Raw genomic sequence first — 13,314 nt, forward strand, 5'->3', positions numbered from 1 at the left:
CCACTGACATGAGCACCACCATCGAACGTGCCACGGCGGCCGACGCCGCCCCGCCCGCCGGCCCCGGCAAGCGTGCCACCGCCCGCCGCCGCGGCGAGCGCGGCCGCGGTGCCTCGCTCGCCATCCACGCCACGCTGCTCGTGGCGAGCTTCATCGCCTTCTTCCCGGTCGCCTGGATCGCCTGGATCTCGCTCGGCCCGGACAAGACCGACTTCCTGCACCCGGAGAGCATCGCCGGGAAGATCAGCTTCGAGAACTACTCGGCGGTCCTGGGCGACACCCAGTTCCTCCAGTGGTTCGCCAACTCGATGATCGTGGCCCTCGGCACCTGTGTGCTCGGCGTGTTCATCGCCGCCAGCGCCGGTTACGCCGTCTCGCGCATGCGCTTCCCCGGCCACCGCCAGCTGATGTGGACCTTCCTGGTCACCCAGATGTTCCCGGTCGCCATCCTGATGGTGCCGCTCTACAACATCGTGGCGAACTTCGGCCTGCTGGACACCTACGGGGCGCTCATCCTCGTGTACTGCACCACCGCCATCCCGTACTGCGCCTGGCTGCTCAAGGGTTACTTCGACACCATCCCGCACGAGATCGACGAGGCGGGCCGGGTCGACGGGCTCACCCCGTTCGGCACCTTCTACCGGCTGATCCTGCCGCTCGCGCGGCCCGGTCTCGCGGTCGCCGCCTTCTACACCTTCCTCACCGCCTGGGCCGAGGTCGCGTACGCCTCGGTGTTCATGCTGAGCGAGGACAAGTACACCCTGGCCATCGGTCTGACCACCTTCGTCAGCCAGTACGACACCCAGTGGGACCTGATGGCCGCCACCTCCGTGCTCATCGCCCTCCCCGCCGCGCTCGTCTTCTACCTCGTGCAGCGGCACCTGGTCACCGGCCTCACCGCCGGCGCCGCGAAGTCCTGACGTACGCCCCGCCCGAACGCCGCACCCAGCTCCCGAGCATCCAAAGGGACCGAGAATGACCCAGTACCTGGCTGACGCCCACCGCACCGCCGACCGGTCCGCGCCCCGCGCGGACTGGTGGAGAAGCGCCGTCATCTACCAGGTGTACCCGCGCAGCTTCGCCGACGGGAACGGCGACGGCATGGGCGACCTCCCGGGCATCCGCAGCCGGCTGCCGTACCTCCGCGAACTCGGCGTCGACGCTGTCTGGCTCTCCCCCTTCTACGCCTCCCCGCAGGCCGACGCCGGCTACGACGTCGCCGACTACCGGGCCATCGACCCGATGTTCGGCACGCTGCTCGACGCCGACGCGCTCATCCGTGACGCACACGAACTCGGCCTGCGCATCATCGTCGACCTGGTGCCCAACCACTCCTCCGACGCCCATGAGTGGTTCCGGCGCGCCCTCGGCGACGGCCCGGCGAGCCCGCTGCGGGAGCGCTACCACTTCCGCCCCGGCAAGGGCGTGGCCGGCGAACTCCCGCCCAACGACTGGGAGTCCATCTTCGGCGGCCCGGCCTGGACCCGCACCACGAACCCCGACGGCACCCCCGGCGACTGGTACCTGCACCTCTTCGCACCCGAGCAGCCCGACTTCAACTGGGACCACCCGGCCGTCGCGGACGAGTTCCGGTCGATCCTCCGCTTCTGGCTGGACATGGGCGTCGACGGCTTCCGGATCGATGTCGCCCACGGCCTGGTCAAGGCCGACGGCCTGCCCGACATCGGCGGAACCGAACAGCTGAAGCTGCTCGGCAACGACGTCATGCCCTTCTTCGACCAGGACGGCGTCCACGAGATCTACCGCGCCTGGCGCAGGATCCTCGACGAGTACCCCGGCGACCGCATCGCCGTGGCCGAGGCCTGGACTCCGACCGTCGAGCGCACCGCCCACTACGTACGCCCCGACGAGCTGCACCAGGCCTTCAACTTCCAGTACCTGGGCACCCATTGGGACGCCGCAGAACTGCGCGAGGTCATCGACGCCTCGCTGGACGCGATGCGGCCCGTCGGCGCCCCGGCCACCTGGGTGCTCTCCAACCACGATGTGACGCGGCACGCCACCCGTTTCGCGGGCCCGCCGGCCGGCACGCAGATACGGGAGGCGGGCGACCGCGAGCTGGGCCTGCGCCGGGCCCGTGCCGCCACGCTGCTGATGCTGGCGCTGCCCGGGTCCGCGTACCTCTACCAGGGCGAGGAGCTCGGCCTCCCCGATGTCACCGACCTGCCCGACGAGGTCCGTCAGGACCCGGCCTTCGGCCGCACCGAGGGGCAGGACGGCTTCCGCGACGGCTGCCGGGTGCCGATTCCCTGGACCGCCGGCGGTCCGTCGTACGGGTTCGGCGCCGGCGGCAGCTGGCTGCCGCAGCCCGACAGCTGGGCCGGGCTCAGCGTCGAGGTGCAGACCGGTGACCCGGACTCGACGCTGGAGCTGTACCGCGGCGCGCTCGCGGTGCGCCGCGAGCACCCCGGACTCGGCGCGGGCGAGGCCGTCCAGTGGCTCGACGCACCCGAGGGCGTGCTCGCCTTCGCCCGCGAGGACGGCTTCGTCTGCACGGTCAACACGACGGGCGCGCCGGTACGGATCCCGGCCCCCGGCCGCGTCCTGCTGGCCAGCGCGGCCGTCGCCCCGGCCGGCGACGAGGCCGAACTGCCCGCGGACACCGCTGTGTGGTGGGCGGTGTGACGATTCCCCCGTCGCGGGGCGCCGCCGTCCAGACCGGCGGCGCCCCGCGGCTCGCGGACATCGCCGCACAGGCCTCCGTCAGCGAGGCGACCGCCAGCCGCGTGATGAACGGCAGGCCGGGGGTCGCCAGCGGTACCCGTCAGCGGGTGCTCGCGGCTCTCGACGTGCTCGGTTACGAACGGCCCGTACGGCTGCGGCAGCGCAGCGCGGGCCTCATCGGCCTGCTGACCCCGGAGCTCACCAACCCGATCTTCCCGGCCTTCGCCCAGGCGGTCGAGCAGGTCCTGGCCGGCCACGGCTACACCCCGGTGCTCTGCACACAGCTGCCCGGCGGTGCGACCGAGGACGAGCTGGTGGAGCAGCTCCAGGAACGCGGCGTCAACGGCATCGTGTTCCTGTCCGGACTGCATGCCGACACCGCGGCCGATCACACGCGGTACGCCGAACTCGCGAGCCGCGGGGTCCCGTTCGTCCTCATCAACGGGTACAGCGAGCACATCAAAGCGCCCTGTGTCTCGGCCGACGACAGGGCGGCGATGCGGATGGCCGTGAACCATCTGGCCGAGCAGGGGCACGAACGGATCGGCCTGGCGATCGGCCCCATCCGTTACGTGCCCGCCCGGCGCAAGATCGAGGGGTTCACGGACGCGCTCGGCAGCATCCTCGGGTACACCGCCGCCGCTGCCGAACAGCTCGTCCAGCGCACCCTGTTCAGTGTCGAGGGAGGCCACGCGGCGGCCGGCTCGCTGCTGGACAAGGGCTGCACCGGCATCGTCTGCGGCAGCGACATGATGGCCCTCGGCGTGGTCCGGGCGGCCCGGGAGCGCGGTCTCGACGTGCCGTACGACCTCTCGGTGGTCGGCTTCGACGACTCGCGGCTGGTGGCGTTCACCGACCCGCCGCTGACCACGGTCCGGCAGCCGGTGAACGCGATGGCGACCGCGGCGGTCGGCGCGCTGCTGGAGGAGCTCCAGGGGAGTCCGGTGGAGAGCACGGAGTACGTGCTGCAGCCGGAACTGGTGGTACGCGGCTCCACCGCCCAGGCGCGCCGGTAGGGCCCGGACCGGCCGGCCGGGCGCGTGGACCCGGGCCGGCCGGACCCTCGGCCGGCCGGCCCGGAGTCATGGCTGAAAGTAGCACCCCTGCAAGGCTTGCGAAAGAGATTGCAGGGATGAGGCGGCAAGATTTCCCCTGCGTGACGCGAGTGCGTCCAAAGGGTTGACCCGGAACTCGGCGGCTCGTACGGTCTCGACCGCAATAACTTTCTGCCGTCTTGCAGCAAGAACCACCAAAAGCCTTCCGGGCATGGCGCGTTGTCTCGAGGCTGCACCGTCACCCGCACCCTCCCCCCCATGCTCGTGCAGGAGGAAACATGGCCAGATTCCTCGCCGCCGCCCTCGCCCTTGTGGCGGGCGCCGCGGTCGCGGTGGTCGCACCGGCGGACGCCGCTCAGGCGGCGCCGCCCGGAGACAAGGACGTCACGGCCGTCCTTTTTGAGTGGAAGTTCGATTCGGTCGCGCAGGCGTGCACCGACACCCTGGGCCCGGCCGGCTACGGCCATGTCCAGGTCTCCCCGCCCCAGGAGCACATCCAGGGCGCCCAGTGGTGGACCTCGTACCAGCCCGTCAGCTACAGGATCGCCGGACGCCTCGGTGACCGGACGGCCTTCAAGCGGATGGTCGACACCTGCCACGCGGCCGGCGTCAAGGTGGTCGCCGACTCCGTGATCAACCACATGGCCTCGGCGACCGGCACCGGCACCGGAGGCTCGTCGTACACGAAGTACGACTACCCCGGCGTCTATTCGGGGGCCGACCTGGACGACTGCCGGTCGCACATCACCAACTACGGCGACCGCGGCAACGTACAGAACTGCGAACTGGTCGGGCTCGCCGACCTCGACACCGGCGAGGACTACGTACGCGGCCGGATCGCCGCCTACCTGAACGACCTGCTGTCGCTCGGCGTCGACGGCTTCCGGATCGACGCCGCCAAGCACATGCCCGCCACGGACCTCGCCGCCATCAAGAGCCGGCTGAGCAACCCCGGGGTGTACTGGAAGCACGAGGCGATCCACGGCGCCGGCGAGGCCGTCTCGCCGAGCGAGTACCTCGGCTCGGGCGACGTCCAGGAGTTCCGCTACGCCCGCGGCCTCAAGCAGGTCTTCAACAACGAGAACCTCGCATACCTGAAGAACTACGGCGAGGGCTGGGGCTTCATGGAGAGCGGCAAGTCCGCCGTCTTCGTGGACAACCACGACACCGAGCGCGGCGGCGACACCCTCAGCTACAAGGACGGCGCGACGTACACGCTCGCGAGCGTCTTCATGCTCGCCTGGCCATACGGCTCGCCCGATGTGCACTCCGGGTACGAGTGGACCGACAAGGACGCCGGACCGCCGAACGGCGGCACGGTGGCCGCCTGCTACCGCGACGGCTGGAAGTGCCAGCACGCCTGGCGCGAGATCGCGTCGATGGTGGCCTTCCGGAACGCGGCGCGCGGCCAGGGCGTCACGAACTGGTGGGACAACGGCGGCGACCGCATCGCCTTCGGGCGCGGCAGCAAGGCGTACGTGGCCATCAACCACGAGGGGTCCCCGCTGACCCGCACCTTCCAGACCTCGCTGCCCGCCGGTGACTACTGCGACGTCCAGAGCGGCACGGGCGTTACGGTGAACGGCTCCGGCCAGTTCACCCGGACCCTCGGTGCGCACACGGCCGTCGCGCTGCATGTGGGCGCCCGTACCTGCGGCGGGGGTTCCAGCGCGGCGGGAGCGTCGTTCGGCGTCAACGCCACCACCGTGCCCGGCGAGAACATCTACGTCACCGGCAACCAGGCCGCCCTCGGCAACTGGAACACGGCCGGTGCGCTCAAGCTGGACCCGGCGGGCTACCCGGTCTGGAAGCTGGACGTGGCCCTGCCCGCGGGGACGGCGTTCGAGTACAAGTACATCCGCAAGGACGCCGGCGGAAACGTCACCTGGGAGAGCGGGGCCAACCGCACCGCCACCGTGCCGGCGACCGGCAAGGTCACGCTGACGGACACCTGGCGCGCCTGACGGTTCCCGACAGGCCCCTGTTACGGCTGCCCGGCACCCTCCCCGCTGTGCCGGGCGGCACCCTCCCTCTCGTACGAACGAGGAGATCCCCTTGATACGCCCTGCCCTGCGCAGAACCGCAGGCGTCGCCGTCGCCGCGTTGTGCGCGACGCTCGCACCCGCCGTACCGGCGGCGTCGGCCGAACCTCCCGCTCCGCCCTCGGACGCGAAGCTCGCCGCCGAACCCGCCCGGCACGATCTGACCCGCGAGCAGTTCTACTTCGTCCTGCCGGACCGGTTCGCCAACGGCTCCACCGCGAACGACCGCGGCGGACTGACCGGTTCGCGGCTGGAGACCGGTCACGACCCTGCCGACAAGGGCTTCTACCAGGGCGGTGACCTCAAGGGCCTGACCGAGAAGCTCGACTACATCAAGGGCCTGGGCACCACCGCCATCTGGATGGCCCCGATCTTCAAGAACAAGCCCGTCCAGGGCACGGGCAAGGACGCGTCGGCCGGCTACCACGGCTACTGGATCACCGACTTCACCCAGGTCGACCCCCACTTCGGCACCAACGCCGAGCTGGAGAAGCTGATCGACAAGGCCCACGCCAAGGGCATGAAGGTCTTCTTCGACGTCATCACCAACCACACCGCCGACACCGTCGACTACGCGGAGAAGAAGTACGGCTACCGCCCCAAGGGCGCCTACCCGTACCTCGACCGGGACGGCCGCCCCTTCGACGACCGGCCCTCCGTCACCGCGAAGGTGGACACCGGCTCCTTCCCGTACACCCCGCAGCCGCGCACCGGCGAGACCAAGGTCCCGGCCTGGCTCAACGACCCGGCCATGTACCACAACCGCGGTGACTCGACCTTCGCGGGCGAGAGCAGCGAGTACGGCGACTTCTCCGGCCTCGACGACCTGTGGACCGAGCGGCCCGAGGTCGTGCGGGGCATGGAGCGGATCTACCAGAAGTGGGTCCGCGACTTCGACATCGACGGTTTCCGCGTCGACACCGTCAAGCACGTCGACCTGGACTTCTGGACCCAGTGGGCGACGGCCCTGGACGCGTACGCCGCCAAGCGCGGCCGCGACGACTTCTTCATGTTCGGCGAGGTGTACTCGGCGGACACCGCCATCACCTCGCCCTATGTGACGCGCGGCCGGCTCGACTCGACCCTCGACTTCCCCTTCCAGGACGCGGCCCGCGCGTACGCCTCCCAGGGCGCCCCCGCCGACCGGCTCGCCAAGGTCTTCGCGGACGACTACCGCTACGCCACCGACAAGGCCAACGCCTATGAGCAGGTCACCTTCCTCGGCAACCACGACATGGGCCGCATCGGCACCTTCCTGCGCCAGGACAACCCCGGGGCCGACGACGCCGAGCTGGTGAAGCGGGCCCGGCTCGCCAACGAGCTGATGTTCCTCGGCCGGGGCAACCCGGTCGTCTACTACGGCGACGAGCAGGGCTTCACCGGAGCCGGCGGCGACAAGGACGCCCGCCAGACGCTCTTCGCGTCGAAGACGGCCGACTACCTGGACGACGACCAGCTCGGTACGGACCGGACGCACGCCACGGACGCGTACGACCCGGCGCACCCGGTGTACCGGTCGATCGCCGCACTGTCGAAGCTCACCAAGGACCACCCGGCGCTGCGCGACGGCGTCCAGACGGAGCGCCTCGCGGCCGGCTCCGTGTACGCCTTCTCACGCACGGACGCGAAGCGGCAGACCGAGTACCTGGTCGCCGTGAACAACGCGGCCACGCCGAGGACCGTGGAACTGGCCACCGGCTCCGCGAGCACCGATTTCCATACCCTGTACGGCGGTTCGGGCACCGTCAGCAGCGGCTCCGACAAGAAGGTGACCGTCACCGTACCCGCCCTCTCCTCCGTCGTACTCCGGGCGGCGAAGCCGCTGGCCGAGCCCGCCACCAAGCCCTCCGTCACCCTGAAGGCCCCGGCGGCCGGCGCCACCGGCACCGTCGAGATCGCGGCGGACGTGGACGGCGGACAGCTGAACCGGGTGGTCTTCGCCGCCCAGACCGGCAACGGCAGGTGGAAGACCCTCGGCTCGGTCGACCACGCCCCGTACCGGATCACCCAGTACATCGACGACACGGTCGCCGCCGGGACCCCGCTGCGGTACAAGGCGGTCGTGGTGGACAGCGCGGGCCGCACCGCGAGCGCCCTCGCCTCGACGACGGCGGGGCAGGCCCCGGCGCCCGAGAAGCCGACGGCCGTCGAGCGCGAGTACGCGGTCGTGCACTACCGGCGGGCCGACGGCGACTACGACGGCTGGCAGCTCAGGTCCGGTGACCTGAGCGGGAGTTTCACCGGCCGCGACGCGTACGGCGCGTTCGCCTGGGTCAAGGTCCCCGACGGCGCGTCCACGCTCTCGTACACCGTCGAGAAGGGCGGTACGCCGGACGGGCCCGCGCGCACGGTCACCCTGGGCCGGACCGGCGAGGTCTGGATCGAGCAGGGCAAGGACGGGCAGGCGGAGAAGGCCCCCGACGGCACGTACCCGCCGCAGGACAAGACCAAGGCCGTACTCCACTACCAGCGGGCCGGCGGCGACTACGACGGCTGGGGCCTGCACACCTGGACCGGCGCCGCGAACCCGACCGACTGGTCCAAGCCGCTGCAGCCGGTGAAGAAGGACGCGTACGGCGTCACCTTCGAGGTGCCGCTCGCCGCCGGCGCGACCTCGCTCAGCTACATCCTGCACAAGGGGGACGAGAAGGACCTCCCCAGCGACCAGTCGCTCGACCTCGCCACCTTCGGGCACGAGGTGTGGCTGCTGGCCGGCAAGCCGAAGTACCTGCTGCCGACCGTCGGCGGCGCGCCCTCCCTGGACCTGACCAAGGCCGAGGCGCAGTGGATCGACGGAACCACCGTTGCCTGGAAGGTGAAGGCGACCGACGCCACCAGCCAGCAGCTCGTCTACGCGCCGGGCGGCGGCATCACGGTCAAGGACGGCGCACTCTCCCACGAGGGGCAGTGGCTCCGGCTCAACCCGGGCGCCCTGACCGACGCACAGCAGGCCAAGTACCCGCATCTGAAGGGCTATCCGGCGTTCACCGTCGACCCGCGCGACCGCGACCGGGTGCGTGACGCCCTCAAGGGGCAGCTGATCGCGACCCAGCGGGCCGCCAACGGGGCGCTGCTCGCCGCCACCGGCGTCCAGACGCCCGGCGTCCTCGACGACCTCTACTCCGGCGCCGCGACCGGGGCGGAGCTCGGACCGGTGTTCGGCAAGGGACGTCCCACTCTGTCCGTCTGGGCGCCGACCGCCCAGCGGGTCGCCCTGGAACTCGACGGGAAGACCGTCCCGATGAAGCGGGACGGCGGCAGCGGCGTCTGGTCCGTCACCGGCCCCCGGAGCTGGACCGGAAAGCAGTACCGGTACGCCGTCACGGTGTGGGCGCCCAGCGTCCAGAAGGTCGTCACCAACCACGTCACCGACCCCTACTCCACCGCGCTGACCACCGACTCCAAGCACAGCCTGGTCGTCGACCTGGCCGACCCGAAGCTCGCGCCGAAGGGATGGCAGGGGCTGAAGAAGCCGGCGGCCACCCCGCTGCGTGACGCGCAGATCCAGGAGCTGCACGTCCGCGACTTCTCGGTCGCCGACCGCACCTCCCGGCACCCCGGCCAGTACCTGGCCTTCACCGACCAGGACTCCGACGGCGTCAAGCACCTCCGGAAGCTCGCCGCGGCCGGCACCTCGTACGTCCACCTGCTGCCCGCCTTCGACATCGGCACCATCCCGGAGAAGAAGTCCGACCAGGCCGAGCCCGACTGCGACCTCGCCTCCCATGCCCCCGACTCCGACCGGCAGCAGGAGTGCGTGGCGAAGACCGCGGCAAAGGACGCCTACAACTGGGGCTACGACCCGCTGCACTACACCGTGCCCGAGGGTTCGTACGCCAGTGACCCCGAGGGCACCCGGCGCACCGTCGAGTTCCGGCGGATGGTGCAGGGGCTGAACGCGAACGGTCTGCGGACCGTCATGGACGTCGTCTACAACCACACCGTGGCGAGCGGCCAGGCCGACAAGTCCGTCCTCGACAAGATCGTTCCCGGCTACTACCAGCGGCTGCTCGCCGACGGCACGGTCGCGACCTCCACCTGCTGCGCCAACACCGCGCCCGAGAACGCCATGATGGGCAAGCTCGTCGTCGACTCCGTCGTCACCTGGGCGCGGGAGTACAAGGTCGACGGCTTCCGCTTCGACCTCATGGGCCACCACCCCAAGGCCAACATCCTGGCGGTGCGCAAGGCCCTCGACTCCCTGACCCTCGCCAAGGACGGCGTGGACGGCAAGAAGATCATCCTCTACGGCGAGGGCTGGAACTTCGGCGAGATCGCCGACGACGCCCGCTTCGTCCAGGCCACCCAGAAGAACATGGCCGGAACCGGCATCGCCACCTTCTCCGACCGGGCCCGGGACGCGGTGCGCGGCGGCGGGCCGTTCGACGAGGACCCCGGGGTCCAGGGCTTCGGCTCGGGACTGTTCACCGAGCCCAACTCCTCCTCCGTCAATGGCAGTCCGGCCGCCCAGAAGGCGCGGCTGCTGCACTACCAGGACCTGATCAAGGTGGGCCTGAGCGGCAACCTGGCCGCGTACACCTTCACCGACACCGCCGGCCGCACGGTCAAGGGCTCCGAGGTGGACTACAACGGCGCCCCGGCCGGCTACGCCGCCGCCCCCGGTGACGCTCTCGCGTACGCCGACGCGCACGACAACGAGAGCCTGTACGACGCGCTCGCCTTCAAACTGCCGCACTCGGTGAAGGCCGCCGACCGGGCCAGAATGCAGGTTCTGGCGATGGCGACCGCCGCGCTCTCGCAGGGCCCGGCGCTCTCCCAGGCCGGGACGGACCTGCTGCGCTCCAAGTCCCTGGACCGCAACTCCTACGACAGCGGGGACTGGTTCAACGCGATCCACTGGGACTGCCGCGCCGGCAACGGCTTCGGCCGGGGTCTGCCGCCCGCCGCGGACAACAAGTCCAAGTGGCCCTTCGCCAGGCCGCTGCTGACCGCTCCCACGGTCACCGCCGGCTGCCCGGAGATCACCGGTGCCTCGGCCGCGTACCGGGACCTGCTGAAGATCCGCACCACCGAGCCCGTCTTCAGCCTGTCCTCCACGTCCGAGGTGCAGTCCGCGCTGTCCTTCCCGCTCTCCGGCAAGGACGAGACCCCCGGCGTGATCACCATGGCCCTCGGTGACCTGGTGGTGGTCTTCAACGCGACCCCGGCCGCGCAGACCCAGCGCGTCGGTACGCTCGCGGGCCGGTCGTACGCGCTGCACCCGGTGCAGTCGGCGGGCGCGGACGCCACCGCCAAGGAGGCCTCGTACGAGAGGAGTTCGGGCACCTTCACCGTCCCCGGGCGCACGGTCGCCGTGTTCGAGCGGGGCTGAGCCTGCCGCTGCCGCGGTGCCGTCGCCGGACGGCACCGCGGCAGCGTGTCACCGCGGCGCGAGCCGCTTCTCCATCAGCACCACCGCGTACGTACTGCCGTCGGCCGCCTCCTTGGACGGGTGCTCACCCGCCACCCGGTAGCCGGCGGCTTCGTAGTACGTACGCAGCCGGGCGTTGGAGGAGAGGCAGTCCAGGCGGGCGAACTCCCGGCCGGTCCGGGCGATCCGCAGCTCGGCGTGGCCGAGCACCGTGCGGCCGAGGCCCGCCGGAGCGGTCGTACGGTCGGTCATCAGCCGGTGCACATAGCCGGCGACGGGCGGCTGCACCCCCCACGCGGCCTCGTCCGACCACCACAGCTCGTACGCCGCACAGGGCTGCCCGTCGGCTTCGGCGAGCCACACCTCACCGGTTCTCATCCGCTCCCGGAAGTGCTCGGCGTCCTTGTCGCCGGGCCGCCACTGGTCGATGGAGTGGGCCAGCATCCAGCGGGCGGCCTGGTCGTACAGTGCGACCAGCGTGCCGGCATCGGAATCCGCCGGGCGGCGGAGCGTGGTCTTCGGCGAATCGATCATGGAAGGAGCTTATTGCGGCGGGATCCGGAGGGTACGCGTACAGGGGAAAGCCTCCTCCGGAAGGACCGCCGCGATGCCGACGCCCAGCCACACCGGAACGGGCCGCACCGACGTGACCCCCGAACCGAGTCCCCGGCCGCCCCGCCGCCGGATGCCGTGGCGGGTGAAGGTACCCGCCGCGCTGGCCGTGATGGTGGTGCTGCTCCTGCTGGGCACCCGGCTCAGCCTGCTGCCCGGCCTCGACGACGTGTTCGGCGAGGAGACCCACGACCGCTCGGGCCCGGCGCTGCTGAAGTCCATCCAGGACATGAGCCGTTACGAGGCGGTCTCCGGCAACTTCCAGGTCGTCGTCGACCTCGAGAAGGACGCCAAGTTCCTGCCGGACGCGATCCGCGGCAGCCGGACGCTGTACGTGGGAGCCGGCACCGTCGGCGCGTACGTCGATCTGGGCCGGATCGGCAAGAACGCCGTCACCGTCAACGAGGAGCGGACCGCGGCCACGATCCGCCTGCCGCACGCCCAGCTCGGCAAACCGGCCCTGGACGCCGACCGTTCGTACGCCGTGTCCAAGCAGCGGGGCCTGCTGGACCGGCTCGGCGACTTCTTCTCCGACAATCCGGCCGACGAACGAGCCGTCCACCGCCTGGCCGCCCAGCACATCGGTGCGGCGGCCAAGGAGAGCGAACTCGCCGCCCGCGCCGAGAAGAACACCACCAGCATGCTCCAGGGGCTGCTGCAGTCGCTCGGCTTCGAGCGGGTGACGGTGACCTACGGCGCGCGCTGAACCGGGACCGAGGACGCCGACGACACCGAGTCGACCGCGGGGATCGAGGGCGCCAGCGCGGCCAGCCGGCCGACGAGATCGCCGAACGGGCCGTCGGCCGGCTCGTCCGAGAGGATGCCCAGCAGGACGCCCGCCATTTCCGCGTCGTACGCCGCACTCACCGCGGCCAGCGCCGCGAAGTCGTGCACGAGCTGCAACTCCAGCTCGGCGCGCGGTATCCGGCGTCCGTCCAGCCAGATCAGGGCGGTCGACTCGGCGAGCGAGACCCAGGACCGTACGACCAGTTCGAGCCGGGCGGGCGGGTCCGCCACCCCCAGGTGGGTGAGGATCTGCTCGTACGCGGCCTGCCGCACCTCGTCGATCATCGCGTTCGTCGTGGACGATCCCACCGCCGGGCCGCCGCGCATCAGCGCGGAGAAGCCCGGCCCGTGGTCGTCGACGAAGTCGAAGAACCGCCCCATGACCCGCAGCAGGCGCGCCCCTAGCGGCCCCTCGCGCGGCTCCTCGAAGCGGCTCGCCAGCTCGTCGGCGGCCCGCCGCAGGGCGGCCTCGTACAGGCTGAGCTTGCCGGGGAAGTAGTGGTACACCAGGGGCCGGGAGATTCCGGCGGCGGCCGCGATCTCGTCGATGGAGACCTCGTCGGGGGACCGGTGGCTGAACAACTCCAGCGCCACACCGATCAGCTGCTGCCGCCGCTCCGCCACGCCCATCCTGCGCCGCACCCCGGTAGTCATACCGTCCAGCCTACCGACGGACTGATCAGTAATACCCTGCGGGGAGCCGCCGGCTGCCGGTTGCCGCCGGCACGTCGATGCCAGTGGCATCCGAACCGGTCGGCGCAGA

At 71.0% G+C, this 13,314-nt stretch carries 8 protein-coding genes; 6 read left to right on the forward strand and 2 right to left on the reverse strand.

Translation table 11 applies throughout. The features are described from left to right. Positions 1 to 8 precede the first annotated feature (8 nt). From ACWV17_RS27980 to pulA, 5 genes are all read left to right on the forward strand, one after another. Positions 9 to 920, forward strand: coding sequence for a sugar ABC transporter permease (locus ACWV17_RS27980; RefSeq protein WP_455356321.1), 912 nt, complete (start codon positions 9 to 11; stop codon positions 918 to 920). Positions 921 to 975: 55 nt separating this feature from the next. After that, positions 976 to 2,646 carry a glycoside hydrolase family 13 protein gene (locus ACWV17_RS27985; protein WP_455361868.1) on the forward strand — a complete coding sequence of 557 codons (1,671 nt, stop codon included), beginning with the start codon at positions 976 to 978 and terminating at the stop codon, positions 2,644 to 2,646. Beyond that, positions 2,634 to 3,701, forward strand: a complete 1,068-nt coding sequence (locus tag ACWV17_RS27990) for a LacI family DNA-binding transcriptional regulator (RefSeq protein WP_455356323.1) — start codon at positions 2,634 to 2,636, stop codon at positions 3,699 to 3,701. The genes ACWV17_RS27985 and ACWV17_RS27990 overlap by 13 nt, the downstream gene beginning before the upstream one ends. 317 nt (positions 3,702 to 4,018) lie before the next feature. Continuing rightward, on the forward strand, positions 4,019 to 5,704 hold the full coding sequence (locus ACWV17_RS27995) for a carbohydrate-binding module family 20 domain-containing protein (RefSeq protein ID WP_455361869.1): 1,686 nt from the start codon (positions 4,019 to 4,021) through the stop codon (positions 5,702 to 5,704). Positions 5,705 to 5,795: 91 nt separating this feature from the next. Continuing rightward, complete coding sequence (gene pulA / locus ACWV17_RS28000; protein ID WP_455361870.1) at positions 5,796 to 11,114, forward strand: pullulanase-type alpha-1,6-glucosidase; 5,319 nt, start codon at positions 5,796 to 5,798, stop codon at positions 11,112 to 11,114. A gap of 48 nt (positions 11,115 to 11,162) precedes the next feature. On the opposite strand, the gene ACWV17_RS28005 is transcribed toward pulA, so the two are convergent. Next, on the reverse strand, positions 11,163 to 11,687 hold the full coding sequence (locus ACWV17_RS28005) for an N-acetyltransferase family protein (protein WP_455361871.1): 525 nt from the start codon (positions 11,685 to 11,687) through the stop codon (positions 11,163 to 11,165). A 73-nt stretch (positions 11,688 to 11,760) separates the two neighbouring features. Between ACWV17_RS28005 and ACWV17_RS28010 the strand changes: the two genes are divergently transcribed. Then, positions 11,761 to 12,471 carry a DUF4230 domain-containing protein gene (locus tag ACWV17_RS28010; RefSeq protein ID WP_455361872.1) on the forward strand — a complete coding sequence of 237 codons (711 nt, stop codon included), beginning with the start codon at positions 11,761 to 11,763 and terminating at the stop codon, positions 12,469 to 12,471. Here ACWV17_RS28010 and ACWV17_RS28015 read toward each other — a convergent pair. After that, a complete protein-coding gene (locus ACWV17_RS28015) occupies positions 12,456 to 13,205 on the reverse strand; it encodes a TetR/AcrR family transcriptional regulator (protein WP_455361873.1) in 750 nt (249 codons plus the stop codon). The two genes, ACWV17_RS28010 and ACWV17_RS28015, sit on opposite strands and share 16 nt — an antisense overlap. Between the last annotated feature and the right edge of the window lie 109 nt (positions 13,206 to 13,314).

It is taken from the genome of Streptomyces mabaensis, from assembly GCF_053763515.1.